19 protein-coding genes and 1 pseudogene are annotated in these 21101 nt (G+C 74.0%); 9 read left to right on the top strand and 11 right to left on the bottom strand.

Features of this window, described 5'->3' with window-relative positions:
- Nucleotides 1-144 precede the first annotated feature (144 nt).
- Genes purS through purL form a run of 3 tightly spaced genes read left to right on the top strand, consistent with a single transcriptional unit; the run spans nucleotide 145 to nucleotide 3505 of the window.
- A complete protein-coding gene (purS, locus tag J1M44_RS11190) occupies nucleotides 145-411 on the top strand; it encodes a phosphoribosylformylglycinamidine synthase subunit PurS (RefSeq protein WP_002856633.1) in 267 nt (88 codons plus the stop codon).
- A complete protein-coding gene (gene purQ / locus J1M44_RS11195) occupies nucleotides 408-1202 on the top strand; it encodes a phosphoribosylformylglycinamidine synthase subunit PurQ (protein ID WP_144824601.1) in 795 nt (264 codons plus the stop codon). Before purS ends, purQ begins: the two co-directional genes overlap by 4 nt.
- A complete protein-coding gene (purL, locus tag J1M44_RS11200; protein WP_144824600.1) occupies nucleotides 1199-3505 on the top strand; it encodes a phosphoribosylformylglycinamidine synthase subunit PurL in 2307 nt (768 codons plus the stop codon). Before purQ ends, purL begins: the two co-directional genes overlap by 4 nt.
- Nucleotides 3506-3596: 91 nt before the next feature.
- Here purL and J1M44_RS11205 read toward each other — a convergent pair whose 3' ends face one another.
- From J1M44_RS11205 to J1M44_RS11220, 4 genes are all read right to left on the bottom strand, one after another.
- Entirely contained in the window at nucleotides 3597-4505 is a 909-nt protein-coding gene (locus J1M44_RS11205; RefSeq protein WP_144824599.1) for an anti-sigma factor domain-containing protein, read from the bottom strand.
- Nucleotides 4492-5031: an RNA polymerase sigma factor gene (locus J1M44_RS11210; RefSeq protein WP_095695258.1), complete on the bottom strand. Its 540-nt coding sequence runs from the start codon at nucleotides 5029-5031 to the stop codon at nucleotides 4492-4494. Before J1M44_RS11210 ends, J1M44_RS11205 begins: the two co-directional genes overlap by 14 nt.
- A gap of 76 nt (nucleotides 5032-5107) precedes the next feature.
- On the bottom strand, nucleotides 5108-5542 hold the full coding sequence (locus J1M44_RS11905) for a class F sortase (protein ID WP_161972444.1): 435 nt from the start codon (nucleotides 5540-5542) through the stop codon (nucleotides 5108-5110).
- Nucleotides 5543-5849: 307 nt separating this feature from the next.
- On the bottom strand, nucleotides 5850-6668 hold the full coding sequence (locus tag J1M44_RS11220) for a DUF4397 domain-containing protein (protein ID WP_098471120.1): 819 nt from the start codon (nucleotides 6666-6668) through the stop codon (nucleotides 5850-5852).
- A 487-nt stretch (nucleotides 6669-7155) separates the two neighbouring features.
- Between J1M44_RS11220 and J1M44_RS11225 the strand changes: the two genes are divergently transcribed.
- Entirely contained in the window at nucleotides 7156-7536 is a 381-nt protein-coding gene (locus J1M44_RS11225; RefSeq protein ID WP_095695254.1) for a YtxH domain-containing protein, read from the top strand.
- Between the two features lie 63 nt (nucleotides 7537-7599).
- Here the strand turns inward: J1M44_RS11225 and J1M44_RS11230 are convergent, their stop codons facing one another.
- From J1M44_RS11230 to J1M44_RS11240, 3 genes are read right to left on the bottom strand one after another with little or no spacing between them, the layout of a single operon-like run.
- Entirely contained in the window at nucleotides 7600-8346 is a 747-nt protein-coding gene (locus J1M44_RS11230; RefSeq protein ID WP_095695253.1) for a hypothetical protein, read from the bottom strand.
- Entirely contained in the window at nucleotides 8343-9053 is a 711-nt protein-coding gene (locus J1M44_RS11235) for a Tat (twin-arginine translocation) pathway signal sequence (protein ID WP_241253049.1), read from the bottom strand. The genes J1M44_RS11230 and J1M44_RS11235 overlap by 4 nt, the downstream gene beginning before the upstream one ends.
- Before the next feature lie 58 nt (nucleotides 9054-9111).
- Nucleotides 9112-10533: an LLM class flavin-dependent oxidoreductase gene (locus tag J1M44_RS11240; protein WP_095695251.1), complete on the bottom strand. Its 1422-nt coding sequence runs from the start codon at nucleotides 10531-10533 to the stop codon at nucleotides 9112-9114.
- Nucleotides 10534-10946: 413 nt separating this feature from the next.
- Between J1M44_RS11240 and J1M44_RS11245 the strand changes: the two genes are divergently transcribed.
- From J1M44_RS11245 to J1M44_RS11255, 3 genes are read left to right on the top strand one after another with little or no spacing between them, the layout of a single operon-like run.
- On the top strand, nucleotides 10947-11795 hold the full coding sequence (locus J1M44_RS11245; protein ID WP_144824596.1) for an ABC transporter ATP-binding protein: 849 nt from the start codon (nucleotides 10947-10949) through the stop codon (nucleotides 11793-11795).
- A complete protein-coding gene (locus J1M44_RS11250; RefSeq protein WP_144824595.1) occupies nucleotides 11792-12811 on the top strand; it encodes an aliphatic sulfonate ABC transporter substrate-binding protein in 1020 nt (339 codons plus the stop codon). The genes J1M44_RS11245 and J1M44_RS11250 overlap by 4 nt, the downstream gene beginning before the upstream one ends.
- Entirely contained in the window at nucleotides 12808-13677 is an 870-nt protein-coding gene (locus J1M44_RS11255; RefSeq protein WP_144824594.1) for an ABC transporter permease, read from the top strand. Before J1M44_RS11250 ends, J1M44_RS11255 begins: the two co-directional genes overlap by 4 nt.
- 31 nt (nucleotides 13678-13708) lie before the next feature.
- Here the strand turns inward: J1M44_RS11255 and J1M44_RS11260 are convergent, their stop codons facing one another.
- Nucleotides 13709-14965, bottom strand: coding sequence for an acyl-CoA dehydrogenase (locus J1M44_RS11260; protein WP_144824593.1), 1257 nt, complete (start codon nucleotides 14963-14965; stop codon nucleotides 13709-13711).
- A 210-nt stretch (nucleotides 14966-15175) separates the two neighbouring features.
- Between J1M44_RS11260 and acs the strand changes: the two genes are divergently transcribed.
- A complete protein-coding gene (gene acs / locus J1M44_RS11265; protein ID WP_144824592.1) occupies nucleotides 15176-17380 on the top strand; it encodes an acetate--CoA ligase in 2205 nt (734 codons plus the stop codon).
- Here the strand turns inward: acs and J1M44_RS11270 are convergent.
- The 3 genes from J1M44_RS11270 to J1M44_RS11280 form a co-directional block, all read right to left on the bottom strand.
- Nucleotides 17329-18618, bottom strand: a complete 1290-nt coding sequence (locus J1M44_RS11270) for a M20 metallopeptidase family protein (protein ID WP_144824591.1) — start codon at nucleotides 18616-18618, stop codon at nucleotides 17329-17331. The two genes, acs and J1M44_RS11270, sit on opposite strands and share 52 nt — an antisense overlap.
- A gap of 51 nt (nucleotides 18619-18669) precedes the next feature.
- Nucleotides 18670-19467, bottom strand: a complete 798-nt coding sequence (locus J1M44_RS11275; RefSeq protein ID WP_144824590.1) for a hypothetical protein — start codon at nucleotides 19465-19467, stop codon at nucleotides 18670-18672.
- A 75-nt stretch (nucleotides 19468-19542) separates the two neighbouring features.
- Nucleotides 19543-20484, bottom strand: a complete 942-nt coding sequence (locus J1M44_RS11280) for a siderophore-interacting protein (protein WP_241253050.1) — start codon at nucleotides 20482-20484, stop codon at nucleotides 19543-19545.
- Nucleotides 20485-20685: 201 nt separating this feature from the next.
- Here J1M44_RS11280 and J1M44_RS11285 point away from each other — a divergent pair.
- Nucleotides 20686-21101 (top strand): annotated as a pseudogene (locus tag J1M44_RS11285) (EamA family transporter); the annotation flags it as partial.

The following is a 21101-nucleotide window of genomic DNA, read 5'->3' on the forward strand; positions in this document are numbered from 1 at the left end:
GCCGTCCCCGTCACACCCCCGATTCCGCGTCCGGGCGGCCGAGTAGAATGGGCGGGCAAGCACGCGGAGCGCCCCGGGCCGGGCGTGAGACGGCATCTACACCGTCCTGCTCCGCGGCATCGTCCCGCACCCAGGAGCGTGTTCATGCCCATCATCGTCGTCGACGTCATGCCCAAGCCCGAGATCCTCGATCCGCAGGGCAAGGCGATCAACGGGGCCCTGCCCCGCCTCGGCTTCACCGAGTTCAGCCAGGTCCGCCAGGGCAAGCGCTTCGAGCTCACCGTGGAGGGCGAGGTCACCGACGAGATCCTCGCCCAGGCGCGCACGGCCGCCGAGGAGATGCTGTCCAACCCCGTCATCGAGGACGTCGTGAACGTGGCCGTCCTGGACGAGGCCGAGGGCGCCCGATGACCGAGCTCCCCCTCATCGGCGACTACTCGACGCCGACGACGCCGCTCAGCGGCGCGCGCATCGGCGTCATCACCTTCCCCGGCACCCTGGACGACGTGGACGCGCTGCGCGCCGTCCGCCTCGCCGGCGCCGAGCCCGTCTCCCTGTGGCACGCCGACGCGGACCCGCAGCGGACGCTCGCCGGCGTGGACGCCGTCGTGATCCCGGGCGGCTTCTCCTACGGCGACTACCTGCGCGCCGGCGCGATCGCGCGCTTCGCCCCCATGATGGACGCGGTGGCGACGGCGGCCGGCGGCCCCGAGGGCGAGGCGGACGGCCTGCCGGTGCTCGGCATCTGCAACGGCTTCCAGATCCTCACCGAGTCACACCTGCTGCCGGGCTCGATGATCAAGAACGACCACCTGCACTTCATCTGCCGCGACCAGGAGCTGGTCGTGGAGAGCACGGACACTGTGTGGACCCGCGACTTCGAGGAGGGCCAGACCATCACCGTGCCCCTGAAGAACCAGGACGGCCAGTACGTGGCGGATGAGACGACCCTCGACGCCCTCGAGGCCGAGGGCCGCGTGGTGTTCCGCTACCAGGGCTGGAACCCGAACGGCTCGCGCCGGGACATCGCGGGCATCGCGAACCCGGCCGGCAACGTCGTCGGCCTGATGCCGCACCCGGAGCACGCCGTGGAGCCGGGCTTCGGCCCGGACACCGCCGCCGGCCCCCGCTCCGGCGTGGACGGCCTCGGCTTCTTCACCTCCGTCCTGACCACCCTCGCCAGCCGTGGAGGCCATGCATGAGCCAGCAGTTCAACATCGAGACGGTCGCGGACGCGCAGGCGACGCCGGACGTCGAGCAGCCCTGGGCCGAGCTGGGCCTGAAGGAGAACGAGTACGCCGAGATCAAGAAGATCCTCGGCCGCCGCCCCACCGCGGCCGAGCTGGCCATGTACTCGGTCATGTGGTCCGAGCACTGCTCGTACAAGTCCTCGAAGGTGCACCTGCGCCAGTTCGGCGACAAGCTCACCGACGAGATGAAGCAGCACATGATGGTGGGCATCGGCGAGAACGCCGGCGTGACCGACCTCGGTGACGGCTGGGCCGTGACGTTCAAGGTCGAGTCCCACAACTCGCCCTCCTACGTGGAGCCCTATCAGGGCGCGGCCACGGGCATCGGCGGCATCGTGCGCGACATCATCTCCATGGGCGCCCGCCCGGTGGCCGTGATGGACCCGCTGCGCTTCGGCGCGATCGACCACCCGGACACCGCCCGCGTGTTCCACGGCGTGGTGGCCGGCATCGGCGGCTACGGCAACTCCCTGGGCCTGCCGAACATCGGCGGCGAGACCCGCTTCGACCCGATCTACCAGGGCAACCCGCTCGTCAACGCCCTCGCCGTGGGCGTGCTCAAGCACGAGGACCTGCGCCTGGCCAACGCCTCCGGCGTGGGCAACAAGGTGGTCCTGTTCGGTGCCCGCACCGGCGGTGACGGCATCGGCGGCGCCTCCGTGCTGGCCTCCGAGTCCTTCGACGGCGACGGCAAGCCCGCCAAGCGCCCCTCGGTGCAGGTCGGCGACCCCTTCTCCGAGAAGGTGCTCATCGAGTGCTGCCTCGAGCTGTTCCGCGACTCCCTCGTCGAGGGCATCCAGGACCTCGGCGCCGCCGGCATCTCCTGCGCCACCTCCGAGCTCGCCTCCAACGGCGAGGGCGGCATGCGCGTGGAGCTGACCGACGTGCTGCGGCGCGACTCCACGCTGACCCCGGGCGAGATCCTCATGTCCGAGTCGCAGGAGCGCATGATGGCCGTGGTGACGCCGGAGAACGTCGCCGCGTTCGAGGCCGTCATGGCCAAGTGGGACGTCGAGTACTCCTGGCTGGGCGAGGTCACCGGCGACGGCCGCCTGATCATCACCTGGGACGGCGAGGTCATCGTCGACGTGGACCCGCGCACCGTGGCCCACGACGGCCCGGTCTACGAGCGCCCGTACGCGCGTCCGGCCTGGCAGGACGAGCTCCAGGCGGACACGTTCCGGTCCTCCGAGGCCGGTCAGGACCTGCCCGCCACGGGCGAGGAGCTGCGCGCCGCCGTCGTGGAGCTGATGAGCTCCCCGAACCTGGCGGACACCTCCTGGATCACCCGCCAGTACGACCGCTACGTCCGCGGCAACACCGCCCTGGCGGCCCCGGACGACGCGGGTGTGGTACGCGTGGACGAGGAGACCGGCATGGGCGTGGCCCTGGCCACGGACTGCAACGACCGGTTCACCTACCTGGACCCGTACACGGGCGCGCAGGCCTCCCTGGCCGAGGCGTACCGCAACGTCACCACCGCCGGGGCCGTGCCCCTGGCCGTCTCCGACTGCCTGAACTTCGGCTCCCCCGAGGACCCGGACGTGATGTGGCAGTTCGCGGAGGCCGTGCGCGGCCTGGCGGACGGCTGCCAGACCCTCGGCATCCCGGTGACCGGCGGCAACGTGTCCCTGTACAACCAGACGGGCAGCACCCCGATCCACCCCACCCCCACGGTGGCGGTGCTCGGCCAGCTCGACGACGTCCTGCGCCGCACCCCGTCCGGCTTCGCCCCGGACGCGGACGGCCAGGCGATCTACCTGCTCGGCGAGACCGGGGACGAGCTGGACGGCTCCGAGTTCGCGCGCCTGCGCGGCCACCTCGGCGGCCTGCCCCCGAAGGTCGACCTGAAGAAGGAGCGCCTGCTCGGCGAGCTGCTGGTCAACATGTCCCGGGACGGCATGATCGACGCCGCCCACGACGTCTCCGGCGGCGGCCTCGCGGCCACCCTGTCCGAGATGGTGCTGCGCTTCGGCGTGGGCGCCCGCGTGGTGCTGGACGAGGTGCTGCGCCGCGACGGCGTGGACCTGTTCACCGCGCTGTTCTCCGAGACGCAGGCGCGCGCCGTCGTGGCCGTGCCCCGCACCGAGGAGGTCCGGTTCACCGACATGACCACGGCCCGCGGCTACGCGGCCGTGCGCATCGGCGTGGTGGACGCCGACTCCGCGGCCCTCGAGGTCCAGGACGCCTTCACCCTGCCGATCGCGGGGCTGCGCGAGGCCTGGGAGGCCACCCTGCCGAAGCACTTCGGCTGAGCCTGGGACAGAAGCGACGAGCCCTGCGCAGTGGTGCCTATCCAGTACTGATGGGCCCCACTGCGCAGGGCTCGTCGTGTCTCAGGGCGCGTCAGGTGGTCCGGTGCATCTCGCCGACCCACAGGGAGAGCGTCGAGTGGGACGGGTCGCCGTCGAAGTGCTCATGCGAGACGTCCAGCACGGGGTAGGACGCCAGGTCGACGCCCTCCGGGACGGTCAGCGTCGTGTCCTGGCGGGTCACCGTGCCCAGCGAGATCATGCGGCTGGCGGCCTCGTCGCGGATCCAGACCTCCAGGTAGCCGTCCTCGGGGGCGGGCACCTGGGGCACATGCACGGCCAGGTGCATCTCCCCGTCGGCGGCACGCGTCATCTCGGCGCGGGCCGGCGATCCGTCGGCGGTCACGGACGCCATGACGGCGGTGCCGATGAGGTCGTCGCCGCCGCCCGGCTCACCCCCCTGGCCGGGAGCGTCCGTCCCGCGCGTCGGCGGCGCGGGCGACGTCGTCGCGGGCTTCCCGGCCTCCGGGACCCCGCCCTGCCAGGGGCCGCCGCCCAGGGCGACACCCACGGCCCCGCCGCCGATGACGAGCCCGGCGGCCGCCGCCGCGGCGACCGGCCACCAGCGGCCGCGGGCGGCGGACGGACCCGAGCCGATCGGACGGACGGTCGCGACGCCGTCGGTCGCGACATCCTCGCCCGTGGCCTCCCCCTGCAATAGCCCGTCGTGAGCCATGGCCTCCGTCTCGGGTCCCAGCTCAGCGGCGATCCGCCCCCACAGGTGCGGCGGCGGGTCGGCCAGGTCCGGGACGGGGCCGTCCAGGGCGGCCAGCACACGCAGGATGGCCTCCAGCTCGGCCGCGTCCTCCGGATGGAGCGACGCCGCGACGTCGGCGGGCACGGCGAGCGAGCCGCCGTCGCGCACGCGCTCGTGCAGTCGGACGGCGAGGTCGGAGATCTCCTCCGCGGACTGTCGGCCGCGGGGATGCTCACGCTCGGGCATCGGCGGCCTCCAGACGTCTTCTCAGTGCGGCCAGGCCGCGATGGATGTGGGAACGGACGGTGCCGAGCGGCATGTCGAGGCGCTCGGCGATCTGCTGGTGCGCCAGGTCCTCCAGGAAGGCGAGGCGCAGCACCTCGTCCTGGGGCGGACCCAACAGGGCGAGGGCGTCATGCACGACGACGGCGGCCACCACGGCGTCACTGACCGCGTCCTCGGCGCGGGGGAGGTGGACGACCTCCGCCTCCATCTTCCGGGCCTCACGAGCACGGCCGGCGAACATGTCGGCGATGACGCGACGGGTGATGCCCGTCAGCCACCCGCCGAGTGGCCGGGCAGGATCGTAGGTGCCCCGGGAGCGCCACGCCCGCGTGAACACCTGCTGGGCGGCGTCCTCGGCGTCCTCCCGGCTGCGCAGTGCGGCGAGACACAGGGAGAAGACCAGGCGACCGTGGCGCTCGTACGCCTCGCGCACGGCGGCGGCCTCCCCCGCAGCGAACCGGCGGTCGAGCCCGTCGTCCTCAAACATGGGGCTCCTCTCCCGCGGTGTTCCGCGTCGGCGCGGCGCGGCCCGGCTCAGGCCAGACCTTCCGACAGGCTACCGGTCAGTCCTCGACGGGAGTGGCGATGGTCACGATGTTCTCCGTGTAGTCCTGCTCGTCCGGCAGCCATTCGCCGCCGCAGGTGATGAGGACGAGCTCGGCGGCGCCGTCCCGGCGGAAGTACGGGGACAGGTCCAGCTCGCCCTTCCCCAGACTCTGAGTGGAGGCCACCCGATAGCGCCGGGCGGTCCCCGCCGCATCCGTGACGGTGACCTCGTCGCCGACCGCGGCCTGCCGCAGCCCGTAGAGGGCCCCCACCGGATTGCGCGGTGAACCCGAATGGGAGGCGATCACCGCCGCCCCCTCAGGATCCCCGGGGGCCGAGCCGTGGCGGTACCAGCCGCCGACGGAGCTGTCGTCGGGCAGCTCCATCGCACCGTCCCCCGTGACCCCGACCGAGACCACGCTCAGCGTGGCCCCGATGGCCGGATAGTCCACGCGCACGGGGATCCTGGCGTCGTCCGATGGGCTCTGGGTGGCGCGCCGGACGGCGATCCCCGACGACGGCGTCCGCCCGGGGACGACCGGAGCCGCGGAGGGGGTTGCGGCCGGTGGAGTTCCCGTCCCCGCCGCGGGACCCGGCGTCATCGCGACGACGGAGCCTCGCCCCTGCTCGGACGGGAGGGAGGAGACCGCCGCCGACGGCGCGCAGCCGGTGAGGACGACGGCGGCGAGGGCGAGGACCGCCGGCACACGGCCGGCGGTCCTCATCTCCGGGCGGGAGGGACCCCGCCCGCAGGACTCATCACGCACGGGCCGCCCGGCGGCGGGCCATGAGGACGGCGCCGGCGACCAGGGCGGCCGCACCGGCGCCGGCGGCGGCCAGCATCCCGGTGGAGTCCTGGGCGGGGGCGACGTCGATGCCCGCGGGGACGGAGCCCGGCGCGCTGTGATCGGCGGCGACCTCCTGGGTGGCGAGCGCGAGGGTGCCGTCGGCGGCGGAGCCCCAGGCGTAGGCGATCGTGGTGACGCCGTCCTTGACCTCGACGTCGGCGGGGCCGATCACGGGGTCGGTGGTGCCGGCCACGGACACGGCGGCGGAGACGGTGCCGGCGGGCACCTCGAGGGAGGCCTCGTCCGGGTTCTCCAGGCCGGGCACGACGACGTCCTCGCCGGCCCAGACGTCCACGGCCGGGGCGGCGGCGATGTGACGCACGGTGAGGCGGCCCTCGCCGGCGGCGACGGCGCTCGTGTCGTTCTCGAACGCGGTCACCGTGGGCGTGCCGGCGGCGTCGAGGTGGGCGGCGGCGGTGTAGTCGCCGCCGTCGGCGAGGGTGAGGGTGACGGGACCGAGGATCGGGGCGGAGTCATCCATGGCGTCCGCGGCGGTGATGGCGACCTCGTAGTCGCCGGCGGCGAGCTCCAGAGGACCGGCGAGGTCGCCGGGTTCGAAGTCATCCAGGGTGAGGGCACCGTTGACGTAGACGTCCACGGGGGTCGCGGGCACGGCGTGCAGCACGGAGAGCTCGGCGCCGGACGGGGCGTCCATGGCGGCGGCGGACAGGGGGGCGAGGACGGCGATGCCGATGGCGGCGGTGACGGCGGCCGGGAGGGACTTGCGCATGGTGTCGTTCCTGTTCGTCGAGGGTCCTGCGAGGTGAGGCGCCGAATGCGCTCACACCAGGACTACCGACGCCGCGACCGATCCGTTGCAGAAGACTTTCCTCCCCCTCCGATCACGAGCCTCCCCGCCCCGCGGTCTGAGCGCCGTCGAGGTCGCCGAGCGGACGGCCGCCGGCCTGGCGAACGCCCAGCCCCGGCACTCCTCGCACAGCCTCGCGGCGGTGGCCAACGTCGTCATCGGCCTCGTCCAGGAGTGCTCGGCCAAGCGCACACGGGACCGCATCGCCCTCCGCACAGGAGAGAACGACCCCGTCCCGACGCACGCGGGAGACGCCGTGCTCTCGGGCTCGGCCGTCGCGCGGCCGTGCGCCTCAACCGTTGACGCGGCGGGCTCCGGTGACCAGAGTGATCCCAGGACAGCGCGCCAGCGCGCCGCCCGGCCCGTCCAAGAGGGTCGGCGCGGTCCCGACACACGAAGGAGACCACCCATGCGCCTCATCACCCTGGGCCTCGGCGCCGCACTCGGCTACCTGCTCGGCTCCGCCGAGGGCCGCAAGAACCTCGAGAAGATGACCCAGAACGCCCAGAAGCTCTGGAACGACCCCAACACCCAGGAGAAGGTCGGCCAGGTCCAGGAGACCGCCCAGCAGAAGTTCGCTGAGGTGAAGAAGTCCGATCCGGTGCAGAAGGCCACGACGAAGGTGGAGGATGCCATGCAGGGCAACGACAAGAAGAACGACGTCCGCGACGACCGCGTGACCGAGTCCAACAACGACAACGTCACCTCGGCGGCCAGCCACGGCGCCGAGCCGGACACCGTCTCGGACCCGTCCACCCCGCTGGGTGCCGAGGGTCCGCAGACGCGCTGACCCGCGCAGACACGGCGGCCCGCCTCCCCGAGGGGAGGCGGGCCGCCGTCGTCGTGGGCCGGGTCAGCCGTCCTGCTTCAGGACCTCGTCGGCCGGCGGGGCCTGCACCGGATCCACCTCGCCCATCTCGGAGAGGGTCACCACGGCCTTCGTGCCGGCGGACTCGGTCTCCACGGTGAGTAGGCGGCCGTCCTCCTTGGACACCGTGAACGCGGTCAGCTCCACGCCCTCCTGCGGGCCCGAGACGGGCTCGTCCAGCACATAGCGGATCGCGTCCTGACCGCTGCGGCGAATGCCGTCCGCGTCCGCCTCGACGTCGTCCAGGCCGCCCGACTCCGGCAGGGAGCCCAGGAGCGAGCTCACCATCGCGCCCATGCCGGTGGCGCTGGGGTCGCTCTCGTACGGGGTGGCGGTCCAGCGCTCCACGTAGGCGGGGCGGTCCTCGCCGCTCGCGCCGGCGCGCTCCACCGTGAACCGGGAGTACGCGGTGCCGTCCACGATGCGGGACTCGTCCCGGGTGATCAGACCGTCGTCCTTGTACACGGACATGTACCGCATGGACGAGCCGTCCACGGGACCGGAGATGTCCACCGAGTCCGGGACCGCGCGGCCGTTGCTCGGAGCCTCGGACCGCAGCTCGGTGACCATGCGGACGGAGTCGGCCTCCTCGAGCTGGGTGCGGGCGCGGTCCCAGGCGCCGGGGGCGTCGTCGCCCGAGGCGCAGCCGGTCAGCAGCAGGGCGGCCGCCCCGACGGCGGCGAGGGACAGGCCGCGGCGGGTGCGGCGGGTCTGGGTCTGGCGCTGCCTCACTCGGCCACCTCCTCCGGCGCCTCGGCCGGCTCGATCTGGTTCCAGTCGCTCAGGGCGTACTGCTGGGTGGCCCGGCCGTCGTCGACGGTGAGCGCGACCAGCTCGCCGTCGTCGTCCACCGTGAAGGAGTGCACCCGGGTGGCGTCGCCGTCGGCCATCGCCGCGTCGGCGACCTCCTCGGGCACGGCGTAGCGGTAGGCCGTGCCGCCGTCCCAGTCGACCTCCTCGGCGCGCACCTCGGCGCCGTCGAGGGCGTCCGCCGCGGGGAAGCCCACCTGGTCGAGGAGGGACTTCAGGGGCGGCTCCTGCCCCTCACCGGCCGGGACACGGCGCCACTGCGGGTCGGAGTACATCATCTGGACGTCGTCCGGGACGTCGGACCCGTCCACGTCGACCCGGACGAACACGTCCTCGCCGACCTGGCGGGACTCCATGGTGATGTGCGAGTCCCGGCCGACCTGCATGACGCCCTTCGACTCGGCGTCGCCGCCGTCGAGCCGGCCGGCGATGTCCCAGCGGACCGAGTGCGGGCCCTGACGGCCGGTGGTGTAGGCGGTCTCGAGTCGGACGGTCTCGGCCTCGTCCAACTGGGTGCGGGCCTGATGCCAGGCCTCCCCCGCCGACTGCGGCTCGGATGCGCACCCGGCCAAGGCCAGGGCGCCCACGACGCCGAGCCCGGCCGCGCGGACGGCACGTCTGCGCTGCATGTTCTCCTCCTGGGGCTGCTGCCGGCCGAGGCAGGGCGCCGCGGCCACTGGCGTCACCCTACCGGCGGCGCAGGGCGAAGGATGCGCCGTGGTGGTTCTGCGGCAGGTGGTCGCCGCGGCCGAAGAGCTTGTGGCGCAGCGTGCCGTCCGTGTACGCGGTCTTGTAGCGACCGAGCTTCTGCAGCTCCGGCACCACGAACTCCACGACGTCCTCGAAGGTGCCCGGGGTGATGTGGTAGGCGAGGTTGAAGCCGTCCACGTCGGTCTCGTCGGCCCACTCGACGAGCTGGCGGGCCGCGGACTCGCCGCCGCCAACGATCACGGGGCCGAAGCCGCCGATGCCCACCCACTCGGCGAGCTTGCGCACGGTCCACTCCTCGTCCGTGCCGGAGGCCTTCTGGAAGGTCTCCACGGTGGACTGGATGGCGTTCGACTTCACGTCCCCGATCGGCTCGTCCAGGTCGTACTGGGACAGGTCGATGCCCATCCAGCCGGACATGAGCACGAGGCCGCCCAGCGGGTCCACGTACTGCGCCAGGTCGTCGTACGTGGCCCGCGCGTCCTCGTCGGTGGCCCCGGTGACGATCGTCTGCATCGCGAAGATCTTCACGTCGTACGGGTCACGGCCGGCGTCCACCAGGGCCTGGCGGATCTTCTTCACGGTGGCGGCCGCCAGCTCCTTCGTGGGGGAGTTGATGAACACGGCCTCGGCGTGCTTGCCGGCGAAGGCGCGGCCGCGCGTCGAGGCGCCGGCCTGGTAGATCACGGGGGTGCGCTGCACGGACGGCTCGGTGACGGCGTGGCCGGGGACCTTGAACCACTTGCCCTCGTGGGCGATGTCGTGGACCTTGGCCGGGTCCGCGAACACGCCGGACTCCTTGTCGTAGACGACGGCGTCGTCCTCCCACGAGCCCTCGAGGAGCTTGTAGACGACGTCGAGGTACTCGTCGGCGTGCTCGTAGCGCTCGTCGTGCTCCATCTGGTCGTCCTGGCCCATGTTCTGGGCGGCGGAGGGCAGGTAGCCGGTGACCACGTTCCAGCCCACGCGGCCGCCCGTGAGGTGGTCGAGCGTGGCGAGGCGGCGGGCGAACGGGTAGGGGTGCTCGTAGGCGGTGCCGGCGGTGACGCCGAAGCCGAGGTGCTCGGTGACCGCGGCCATCGCGGAGACGAGCAGGAACGGGTCGTTCACGGGGGTCTGCGCGCCGGTCCTGATGGCGGCCTCAGAGGTGCCGCCGTACACGGAGTACGGGCCGAGGACGTCGGCGATGAACAGGCCGTCGAACAGGCCCTTCTCCAGCGTCTGCGCCAGGTGCGTCCAGTAGCCCAGGGTGTTGTAGTCGCGGGCGTGGTCGTCGGGGTGACGCCAGAGCCCCGGGGACTGGTGGGCGACGCAGTTCATGTCGAATGCGTTGAAGAGGATCTCGCGGTGCTCGTCCGGGCGGGTGGGTGCTCCGGCCCCGGCGTTCTCGGCGGTGCTCATGGGTCTCCTTTCCAGGGCCGCCCGGTCGCAGGGGCGCGGCCGGGCGGGCGACGGTTCCGCACCATGCAACGCCGACGCGGCCGGCGGTGGAAGTCGGTCCGGCCCAGGGGTTCATGACGGCCCCGCCGGGCTCGGCCACGCGTCCGGCGCCCGGTTCGTGACATGCCCTGACGTGACGGAGGACACGTCCGCGGGCGGCGACCCAGCGCTGAGCCAGAGGAATCTGCTGCCTCCACCCTGCGGAGACGACCGAAACGTCTGGCTCGGCGCTGGCCCCGGCGCCCCCGGTGTGACGCCCGTGCGGCCCCCCGGCGCCGGCGGCCGGGCGGACGCGCGGCCGACCGGGCCCGCGGTGGTCTACTGGCATCCGTATCCGTCCGACACCGACGACGAAGCGACGATGGGAGCCCTCCATGAGCGTGCACGCGCCTTCCCGTGCCACCGCCTCCACCCCGGTCCGGGACGAGGACCGCCACAGCCTCGACGTCGTCTTCCGCGGCGTCGGGCGCACGTTCCCCACCGCGGACGGACCACGCGTCGTCCTGCGCGACGTGGACCTGACCGTGGCGCCCGGCGAGGTGCTCGCCGTGATCGGCGCCTCCGGCTGCGGCAAGTCCACGCTGCTGCGCGCCGTGGCCGGCCTGGACCCGGACTTCGACGGAGAGCTGCTGATCGACGACTCGCCCGTGCGCCCCTACGACGAGCGCACCGCCGTCGGCTTCCAGGAGCCGCGCCTGCTGCCCTGGCGCACCCTGCGCCGCAACGTGGAACTCGGCCTGCCCCGGGGGCTGGACCGCGCCGCGGGCCGGGCCCGCGTGCAGGAGCTGCTCGAGCTCGTGGGCCTCGCGCCCTTCGCGGAGCACCGCCCCCGGGAGGTCTCCGGCGGCATGGCCCAGCGGGCCTCGCTCGCCCGCGCCCTGGCCCGCCGCCCCGGCGTGCTGCTGCTCGACGAGCCCTTCGGCGCCCTCGACGCCCTGACGCGCCTGAAGATGCAGGACCTGCTGCTGGACGTGCACGCCGCCACCGGCACCACCGTCCTGCTCATCACCCATGACGTGGAGGAGGCCCTGCAGCTCGCCGACCGCGTGCTGCTGCTCGCCCGTGACGTCCCCGCGCCCGACGGCGTGGCCCGCCCCGGAGCGACCGTGGGGCGCATCGTGGACGTGCCGGGGGCCCGGCCCCGCGACCGCGCGGACGCCCGCCTGGCCCAGTTGCGCTCCGAGCTCCTCGAGGGCCTCGGCGTCGAGAGCCACGCCCGATGAGCGGCGCCGGCTCCGCCCGCCTGACCCGTCGCACGGCGCTCGGCCTGCTGGCCGCGTCCCTGCCCCTGGGCCTGAGCGGATGCGTCCTGCAGGGTGAGGCGACGGCCGGGCCGGTGAACGGTCCGGACACGCTGAGCATCGACTACGCCACCTACAACCCGCTCTCCCTCGTGATCCGCCACCAGGGATGGCTGGAGGAGACGCTCGCGCCCCGCGGCGTCCGGGTGAACTGGGTGTTCTCCGCCGGCTCCAACAAGGCCAACGAACTCCTGCGGTCGAACTCCGTGGACATCGGGTCGACGGCCGGTTCCGCCGCGCTGCTGAACCGGGCCAACGGAGCGCCCACGCGCATCGTGGGCATCGCCTCGCGACCGGAGTGGTCCGCGCTCATGGTCCCGCCCGGCTCTGACATCACGGACGTCACCCAGCTCGCGGGCCGCACGGTGGCCGCCACGCGTGGGACGGACCCGTACTTCTTCGCCGTGCAGGCGCTCGAGGCCGCCGGGGTGGACCCGGCCGACGTCGAGATCCAGAACCTGCAGCACGCCGACGGCCGCGCCGCCCTCGCCGGCGGATCGGTGGCCGCGTGGTCCGGGCTCGACCCGATCATGGCCAAGGCCGAGGCCGAGGGCGCCCGCTTCCTGTACCGCGACCTCGCCCTGAACACGTTCTCCGTCCTCAACGCCACGGAGTCCTTCCTCGAGGAGGACCCGGAGACCGCCCAGACCGTCCTGGACACGTACGAACGCGCCCGCGCCTGGGCGCTCGAGTACCCGGTCGAGACCGTCGGGATCCTGGCCGAGGCCGCGAAGATCTCTCCCGACGTCGCCCGCACCGTGATCGTCGAACGCACCAACGCGGACGTCAGCCCCGTGCCGGGCCAGGAGCTGCTCGACGCCCTGACGGGGGTCGGACGGATCCTGGTCGACACCGGGTCCGTCGACTACCAGCACCAGGTGGACGCCGCCCTGGCGAGCATCCTGGACACCCGTTTCGCCGAGGAGGCCACCCGATGAGCACCGCCCCGACCACCCCCGCCGCGACGACGGGCCCCGAGGCGCGCGAGCGGTCGGATCGCCGCGACGACGGGGGGACGGGGGCGCGCCGACGGCAGCGGCCCCGGGTGCTGGACCGGCCCGGCGCCCGGGCGGTGGTGGGCCTGGCCGTGCCCGCTGTCCTCCTGGTGCTGTGGTGGGCGGTGACGGCCGCCGGCCTGCTCTCCGCGGTGCAGCTGCCCTCCCCCGGCGCGGTGCTCAGCGCCGGCGTCAACCTGCTGCAGCGGGGCGACCTGTGGCTGCACATGGGGATCTCCACCCAGCGCGTGCTGCTGGGCTTCCTGCTCGGCGCCGCGCTCGGGCTGGCCGTGGGGTCCGCGCTCGGGCTGTCCCGGTGGGCGGACGCGCTGTTCGCCCCGCTGATCGGGGCGCTGCGCGCGGTGCCCTCGCTGGCCTGGGTGCCGCTGCTGATCCTCTGGATGCAGATCGGCGAGGAGTCCAAGGTCACCCTCATCGCGATCGGCGCGTTCTTCCCGGTGTTCACCACCGTCTACGCCGCCCTGCGCCATGTGGACCCGCACCTGGTGGAGGCCGGACGGGCGTTCGGCTACCACGGGCTGTCCCTGCTGCGGACGGTGCAGCTGCCCGCCGTGGTGCCGGCCGTGTTCTCCGGCCTGCGGCTGGCCCTGGCCCAGGCCTGGCTGTTCCTCGTGGCCGCGGAGCTGATCGCGTCCTCGATGGGCCTGGGCTTCCTGCTCACCGACTCGCAGAACAACGGACGCACGGACCGCCTGATCCTGGCGATCATCCTGCTCGCCGTGCTCGGCAAGCTCACCGACTGGCTGCTCGGCCTGCTGGAGCGCCGGGCCCTGCGCCGCTGGGCCTGAGCCCGGCACGTCCGGCCGCCCGGTCGTCGGGTCAGTCCCCCTCGGGGGCCTCGCCGGCCGACGTGTAGGCGGTCGGCGGGGTGCCGTTCACGAGCCAGTCGCCGGCCATGCGCACCTTGAACGCCGCCGGGTCGTGGGTGGCGAGGGTGCGGGCGTTGCGCCAGTGCCGGTCGAGCCGCAGCGTGGCCGACGTCGCCGACGCGCCGAGCGTGTCGAAGATGCGGGTGCACACCTCGAGGACGGCCTCCGGCACCACGGCCTGAGCCCGGTACGCGGCGGCCATCGCCTCGGCGGACGCCGCCACGACGTCGGCCTCCGCCGGGCCGGCCCCGTCGGCGCCGTCCTCGACCTCGTCGAGCAGACGCCCGACCTCGCGCACCATCAGCTCGGCCGCGGCCTGCCGCCCGGCCAGCTGCCCCATGATCTCGAGGAGCTGCGGGTCGTCCTTGGGCAGCGCGGCCGTGCCGGTGTTGAAGGTGCGGCGCCGCTTCCGCAGCAGCTGCGTGCCCTCCGTGAGCGCCGCACGACCGATCCCGGCCTGCAGCGCCAGCAGGGTCGCCTCCATGAGCACGGGCACGGGCCCGTCCTGCCGCGGCACCTCGAGCAGCTCCTCGGCCGCGGCGTCGTCGAGCACCACGGACCCGGTGGCGGTCAGGCGCTGGCCGAAGCCGTCCCAGTCGTCCTTGATGCCCACGCGCGGCTGACGCACGCGCACGACGGCGACGGCCCGGTCCGGCTCGCGGACCGCGCCCCCGGCCCGCTTGGAGTTCCGGCGGGAGACGAGGTCCGCCCCCTCGATGCCCACGGTCGCGGCGGTCCACGTGGCGAAGGCCGAGCCGGTCGCGTAGTACTTCTGCCCCCGCACGACCCAGGTGCCGCCCTCGTCCCGGCTGGCCAGGGTGGCGGCACGGCCCGGCGCGGCCCCGCCGGCGCGTTCGGCCAGGGCGGAACCGGCCCAGTCCCCCTCGACGATGTGCCGCAGCCACCGGTCCCGGCGGGCGGGCGCCTGGTCCATGACCGTGGCGATGAACACGAGGTGGGAGCGCCAGACGTGCGCGGTGTTCACGTCTCGGGCGGCCAGGTCCATGAGCAGGCGCAGCACGGTCTCGCTGCGGGCGCCCTGACCGCCCGCATCCTCGGGGACGCCGACCTTCCCGAACCCGGCGGCCTGCAGCTCCCCGAGTGCGGCGAACGGCAGGTGCCGGCCCGCCTCGCGGGCCCGCTCGCCGTGGGCGACGGAGTCGAAGGCGTCGGCGTACCGGGCGGCGAGGGTGGCGTAGGTGGTCATGGACCTACTCTGACACGCGCGGGCGGCCAGGGGACCGGAGCGCCCCAACCGTGGGACGGGGTCCACACCGGCCGCCGTCGCCGTGGCCCGCGCCGGGCGCCCGCGGGGGTCCGGCGGGCCGAGCATGACCGCCGGTGACGCCGGCGGGCGCGGCGCCGTCGTCGGCGTCCCTAGCCTGGTCGGACCCGCCGACCAGGAGGACCGCCGCCCATGACGCTCACCGAGGACCCCGCCCACCCCGACCCGGCCGAGGAGGGCGCCTCCGGGGCCGTCCGCGGACCGAACGACGGTGTGCCCGCCGCGGCCCTCGCGACGCTGCCCGGCCCCCTCCCGCAGGCGCTCCTCGACGCCGCCGACCCGGACGTCCACCCCGGCCGCCCGGCGGACCGGCTGCACGGCGGGCGCGGCGACGGCCGTCCGGTGGCCGAGGCGGACCGGCTCGCGTTCTGGGAGGCGGCCGGCCGACGTCTGAGCTGGGAGCGGCCCTTCACCCGGACGCACTCCCTCACGGCCCCGGACCCGGCCGCCGAGCGCGGCCCGGAGATCCGCTGGTACGAGGACGGCACCCTGAACGTGGCCGTGAACTGCGTGGACCGGCACGTGGCGGCGGGGCGCGGGGAGAAGGTCGCCCTGTACTTCGAGGGCGAGCCCGGCGACCGCCGCGCCGTCACCTACGCGCAGCTGCAGCGCGAGGTCGCCCAGGCCGCGAACGCCCTCGAGGAGCTGGGCATCGAGGCGGGCGACCGCGTCGTCGTGTACCTGCCCGTGCTCGTGGAGACGATCGTCATCACGCTGGCGTGCGCGCGGATCGGCGCCGTGCACTCACTCGTGTTCGGCGGGTTCTCCGCGGAGGCGCTGCGGTTCCGCGTCGAGGACACGGGCGCCAAGCTGCTCGTCACCACCGACGGCCAGTTCCGCCGCGGCGCCGCCGTCCCCGTGAAGGCCAACGCGGACGAGGCCGTGTCCGGGGACAACGCGATCGAGCACGTCCTCGTCCTGGACCGCACGGGCCACCGGGACATCCCGTGGACCGAGGGCCGGGACCTGTGGTGGCACGACGTCGTGGACCGCCAGCCGGACACCCACACCCCGCGCGCCTTCGACGCGGAGCACCCGCTGTTCATCATGTACACCTCCGGCACCACGGGACAGCCCAAGGGGCTCGTGCACACCTCGGGCGGGTACCTCGCCGCGGCCTCGTGGACGCACGACTTCCTGTTCTCCCACCCGGACCCGGCGCGGCGCGACGACGACGTCCACTGGTGCACCGCGGACCTGGCCTGGGTCACCGCGCACACCTACGAGATCTACGGTCCGCTCTCGAACGGGGTCACGCAGGTGATCTACGAGGGCGTGCCGAACGCCCCGCACCCGGGCCGGCACTTCGAGGTGATCGAGCGCTACCGGGTGACGAGCTACTACACGGCGCCCACCCTGATCCGCTCGCTCAAGGGCTGGCATCCTGACGGGATCCCGGCGCACGCGGACGGCGGCCCGGACCTGTCCTCGATCCGCCTGATCGGCACCGTGGGCGAGTCCGTGAACCCGGAGGCCTGGACGTGGGCCCGCACCCAGATCGGCCGGGACACCCCGGACCTGCCGATGGTGGACACGTGGTGGCAGTCCGAGACCGGCGCCACCGTGCTCTCCCCCCGCCCCACGGACACGGCCTTCAAGCCGGGCTGCGGCTCCCGGCCCCTGCCGGGGGTGGACGTGGCCGTGGTCGACGACGACGGCGCCCCCACGCCCGAGGGCCTGCAGGGCCGGATCGTGGTCACCCGCACCTCGCCGTCGATGGCGCGGACCGTGTGGCAGAACCCGGCCCGCTACTTCCACTCGTACTGGGAGGACTACGCGGACCAGGGCGAGGCGGGCTGGTTCCTCGCCGGTGACGGCGCCAAGCGGGACGAGGACGGCGACGTCTGGATCCTCGGGCGCGTGGACGACGTCATCAACATCTCCGGGCACCGGCTGAGCACCATCGAGATCGAGTCCGCCCTCGTGGCGCACCCGGAGGTGATCGAGGCGGGGGTGTGCCCCGTGCCGCACGAGACCACCGGGCACGCGGCCGTCGCCTTCGTCGTGGCGCACGAGAGCTGGCTGGCCGGCGACGACGGCCCCGGCGCCTCCGCCGCCGACCGCGCCGAGGAGCTGCGGCGGCACGTGGGGCGGGTGATCGGGCCGGTGGCCAAGCCCGCCGAGGTGGTCTTCGTCCCCGACGTGCCCAAGACCCGTTCGGGCAAGATCATGCGGCGGCTGCTGACGCAGCTGCACCAGGGCACCGCGCTCGGGGACACCACGAGCCTGCAGAACGAGCCGTGCGTCGGGCAGATCGCCGAGGTGCTCCGGGCCGGCCGCCGCGCTCAGGACGCCGGCACCGGCGCCGTCCGCAGCGCCAGCTCGGCCAGCACCTGAGCAGCCCGCGGCACCACGGCGTCGTCGAACACGGCCTGCGGGGAGTGGTTGACCGGGGCCTCGTCCGGGTCCACGCCCTCCGGGACCGCCCCGAGCAGGACGTAGGCCCCGGGCACCCGCTGGAGGACCTCGGAGAAGTCCTCGCTGCCGGGCTCGGGCTCGGGCAGTTCCCGGTAGGCGTCGGCCCCGTAGAGGTCCTCCACGACCCCGCGGGCGAAGGCCACCGCGTCCGCGTCGTTGGCCGTCACCGGGAACGCGCAGTCCGCCCGGACCTGCGCGCTCATGCCGTGCGCCGCGGCGACCCCGTGCACCATGCGCTCCACGGCCGCGCACAGCCGGGCGCGGGCGTCCGCGGAGAAGGTCCGCAGGGTGAGGGCGAGGGTGGCGCTGTCCGGGATGATGTTGGCCGCCGTGCCCGCGCTCAGGTGCCCGACGGTCGCGACCACCGGGTCGAAGGCGTCGAACTGCCGGGTGACCACGGACTGCAGCGCCAGCACCATCTCGGCGGCCACGGGCACCGGATCCTGGGCCAGGTGCGGCACCGAGCCGTGTCCGCCTCGACCGTGCACCGTCACCACCAGGTCGTCGCAGCCGGCCTGGATCGCCCCCGGGCGGCTGAGCAGGACGCCGCGCGGGTACGTGCCCGAGGAGACATGGATCGCATAGGCGGCGTCCACCGGGCGCCCGGCCGCCTCCAGCAGCCCCTCCTGGATCATGTGCAGGGCGCCGCCGCCGGTCTCCTCCCCGGGCTGGAACATGGCCACCACGTCGGCGGTGAGCTCCCCGCGACGGCGCACCAGCCAGGCCAGGGCGCCGTAGAGGCCGGCGGTGTGCAGGTCGTGGCCGCAGGCGTGCATGGTCCCCGGCACGGCGGGGGCGTACTCCAGCCCGGTCTCCTCCGTGACGGGCAGGGCGTCCATGTCCCCCCGCAGCAGCACGACCGGCCGCCGGGCCCCCTCCGGCAGCGGGGCCCCGCCGCGCAGCACCACGACGACGGAGCTCAGCGCCCGGCCCACGCTCGTCTCCAGCGCGGGGCGGCCGGTGGCGGCATCCTCCCCCGCCTCAGCGCGCAGGGCCTCGAGCCGCTCGAGGACGGCGGCCTGGGTGCGGGGCAGGTGCAGGTCCAGCTCCGGATGCCCGTGGAGGAGGCGGCGGAAGGCGATCGCCTCCCGGGCGATGTCCTCCGGCAGGTCCGGGGCGAGGGCGTTCGCGGGCGGGGTGGGGGTGATGCGGTCCATCAGGACATCATGCCGTGGCGGCCCGCCGGCCCACCCGGATCGCGCAGCGGGTCAGCCGGCCAGCTCCTGCAGCTCGGCCAGGTCGAAGACGTCCTCCTTGGCGGGGGCCTCAGGCGCCTCGACCGCGTTCCACTCGGTGAAGGTGGCGTTCGCGTCCACGTCCTCGTCCTCCGAGTTCACGTCCTCGAGGCGGTAGAGGGTCGTGCTCTCCGGGTCGATCAGCATCGTCCGGCCGAACTCGTGGTGCTCCTCGGGCAACGCGTACTTGAGGTACTTCCTGCCCTCGAGCTCCACCTCCTCGGCCTTCAGGTCCTTGCCGTCGAAGGCGTCCGCGGCGGGCATGTCCTCCTCGAGGTCGGACATGATCTCCTGGAGTGAGATGTCCATCTGCGCGGCCTGCTCGGCGCTCGTCTTGATCCAGCGGTCGCCCACGAGGGTGGAGAACATGCCCATCTCCCGGGGCAGGTCGTCACCGTCGGCCTTGAGCTTGAAGAACACGTCGGCGTCCCGGCGCAGGACCTCGATGCCCATGGTGGCCGCCCCCATGTCCATGTTCATGGTGCCCTTGAGGTGGGAGTCGTCGGTGGCGCCGGCGAGGTCCACGTTCAGGGACTGGCTGGCGTCCGTGCCCAGGGAGGCGGAGGGCGACGCCGAGGCCGACGCGTCGTCCTTGTCCTCCTCCTTGTCAGCGGCGGTGCCCTCCATCCTCAGGCGCAGGCTCTCGGCGTCCACGACCTTCTGGCGGATCTCGGGCCAGCTCTCGTCCAGCGTCGGGTCGGGGGCGCAGCCGGTGAGCAGCAGACCGGAGGCGGCGAGCATGCCGACGGCGAGGCGTGCGGGCGTCTTCATGGGGACTCCTTCACAGAGGTGCGGACGTGCCGGCGGCCGGGGACCGCCGGACGATGTCCCGTCGACCGTCTCACGTCACCCCTGGCCCGTCAGGCCCTGAGGGACGGCGAAGCTGCTGCTGTGCCGACCCTGTGCGGGTGAGCCGCCGGTGGTGCCGTCCTCGAAGATCTGCCCCGCCGGGGTCTGCTTCTCCGCCTGGAACACGTCCTCGGCGCGGCCGTAGGCCCAGTACGCGCTCACCGACAGCTGCCGCCGGTCCACGCCGCGCACGTCCGTGAGGTACGCCCGGACGCGCTTGACCTGCTCCCGCTCGCCGTGCACGAACGCGTGCACCCGCCCCTCCCGCCACACCGCGTCCTCGACGGCGGCGGCGAACCGCGTCGTCTCCGGGGTGAACGGGCCGCCGCGGTGCAGCCAGTGCACCTCGACGCCGGCCGGCGCGGTCAGGGGCACCTCGTCGCGGGCGTCGGTCACCTCGATCAGCGCGAGACCGGCCGCCGCGGCGTCCGTGGCGGCGAGGTCCTCGAGGGCGGCGGCGATCGCCGGCAGGGCGGCCTCATCGCCGGCGAGCAGGTGCCAGTCGGCGGTGGGGTCGGGCCGGTAGGCGCCGCCGGGACCCAGGAACGCGACCTGCTGCCCCACCGGCTCGGACGCCGCCCATGCCCCGGCCAGGCCGCCGTCGTGCCCGAGGGCGGCGCCGTCGTCGTCCGCGCCGTGGACCACGAAGTCGACGTCCATGGTGCGGGCGGCCGCGTCCATGCGACGCACCGTGTAGGTGCGGCGGACCGGCAGCTGCTCCGGGGCGAGAGGCTCGCGGAGTGCGTCCAGGTCGTACGGGGGTTCGAGGCCGAGCGTGGGGTCCGCGAAGAGCAGCTTCACGTACTGGTCCGTGGCGCCCTTCTCCGCCCAGCGGGCGTGGACGGCGTCGAACTGCTCGCCGCCGAGGGTCAGGCGCACGAGGTGCGGGGTGAGCCGGCGGGCGGCCACCACGGTGAGGACGGTCTGGGGCCGGGCCATGCGGGCCTCCTGGGGTCGGGGCAGGTGTGCGCGGGCGCGCGTCCCCCACTCTCCCACGAGCCGGCGGATTAGCGCACGTCAGCGTGATGTTTTCCGCGGCCTCGGGGTCAGCGGAACCGGGCCCCCGGTGGTCCTCCGGCAGCAGCGGTCCCGCGCCGGCCGGGGGCGGGGTGGCGCGGCGCGCCCCCCTAGGCTGAGCCCGTGCGCCTCGTCCTGCTCGTCCTGCTCTCGCTGCTGAGCCAGCAGCTCGGCGCGTCCGTGGCGGGCCTGCTGTTCGACGACGTCGGCGCGTCCGCCATGGTCGCCCTGCGCGTGGTGTTCTCCGCGGCCGTGCTGCTGCTCGTCACCCGGCCGAGCCGCGCCGCCCTCGCCGGCCTGGGCGCCCGGGGGTGGGCCGCCGTCGTCGGACTGGGTGCGGCCATGACCGGCATGAACCTGGCCATCTACGAGGCGTTCGCGCGGATCCCGCAGGGCGTGGCCGTGACGTTCGAGGTGCTCGGGCCGCTGGCGCTGTCCGTGGCGGCGCGGCCGTCATGGCGGTCGGCGGCGTGGGCAGCCCTCGCGCTCGCCGGGATCGGGGTGCTCGGCCGGGAGGGGTTCAGCGCGGACGGCGGGAT

Source organism: Micrococcus sp. KRD128 (assembly GCF_017168395.1).
Classification (GTDB): Bacteria; Actinomycetota; Actinomycetes; order Actinomycetales; family Micrococcaceae; genus Micrococcus; species Micrococcus luteus.

Bases quoted from the DNA above. Each gene is read 5' to 3' on its own strand.
- purS (WP_002856633.1), top strand. From the start codon at position 145: ATGCCCATCATCGTCGTCGACGTCATGCCCAAGCCCGAGATCCTCGAT.
- purQ (WP_144824601.1), top strand. From the start codon at position 408: ATGACCGAGCTCCCCCTCATCGGCGACTACTCGACGCCGACGACGCCG.
- purL (WP_144824600.1), top strand. From the start codon at position 1,199: ATGAGCCAGCAGTTCAACATCGAGACGGTCGCGGACGCGCAGGCGACG.
- J1M44_RS11205 (WP_144824599.1), bottom strand. From the start codon at position 4,505: ATGCCCGAGCGTGAGCATCCCCGCGGCCGACAGTCCGCGGAGGAGATC.
- J1M44_RS11210 (WP_095695258.1), bottom strand. From the start codon at position 5,031: ATGTTTGAGGACGACGGGCTCGACCGCCGGTTCGCTGCGGGGGAGGCC.
- J1M44_RS11220 (WP_098471120.1), bottom strand. From the start codon at position 6,668: ATGCGCAAGTCCCTCCCGGCCGCCGTCACCGCCGCCATCGGCATCGCC.
- J1M44_RS11225 (WP_095695254.1), top strand. From the start codon at position 7,156: ATGCGCCTCATCACCCTGGGCCTCGGCGCCGCACTCGGCTACCTGCTC.
- J1M44_RS11235 (WP_241253049.1), bottom strand. From the start codon at position 9,053: ATGCAGCGCAGACGTGCCGTCCGCGCGGCCGGGCTCGGCGTCGTGGGC.
- J1M44_RS11240 (WP_095695251.1), bottom strand. From the start codon at position 10,533: ATGAGCACCGCCGAGAACGCCGGGGCCGGAGCACCCACCCGCCCGGAC.
- J1M44_RS11245 (WP_144824596.1), top strand. From the start codon at position 10,947: ATGAGCGTGCACGCGCCTTCCCGTGCCACCGCCTCCACCCCGGTCCGG.
- J1M44_RS11250 (WP_144824595.1), top strand. From the start codon at position 11,792: ATGAGCGGCGCCGGCTCCGCCCGCCTGACCCGTCGCACGGCGCTCGGC.
- J1M44_RS11255 (WP_144824594.1), top strand. From the start codon at position 12,808: ATGAGCACCGCCCCGACCACCCCCGCCGCGACGACGGGCCCCGAGGCG.
- J1M44_RS11260 (WP_144824593.1), bottom strand. From the start codon at position 14,965: ATGACCACCTACGCCACCCTCGCCGCCCGGTACGCCGACGCCTTCGAC.
- acs (WP_144824592.1), top strand. From the start codon at position 15,176: ATGACGCTCACCGAGGACCCCGCCCACCCCGACCCGGCCGAGGAGGGC.
- J1M44_RS11270 (WP_144824591.1), bottom strand. From the start codon at position 18,618: ATGGACCGCATCACCCCCACCCCGCCCGCGAACGCCCTCGCCCCGGAC.
- J1M44_RS11275 (WP_144824590.1), bottom strand. From the start codon at position 19,467: ATGAAGACGCCCGCACGCCTCGCCGTCGGCATGCTCGCCGCCTCCGGT.
- J1M44_RS11280 (WP_241253050.1), bottom strand. From the start codon at position 20,484: ATGGCCCGGCCCCAGACCGTCCTCACCGTGGTGGCCGCCCGCCGGCTC.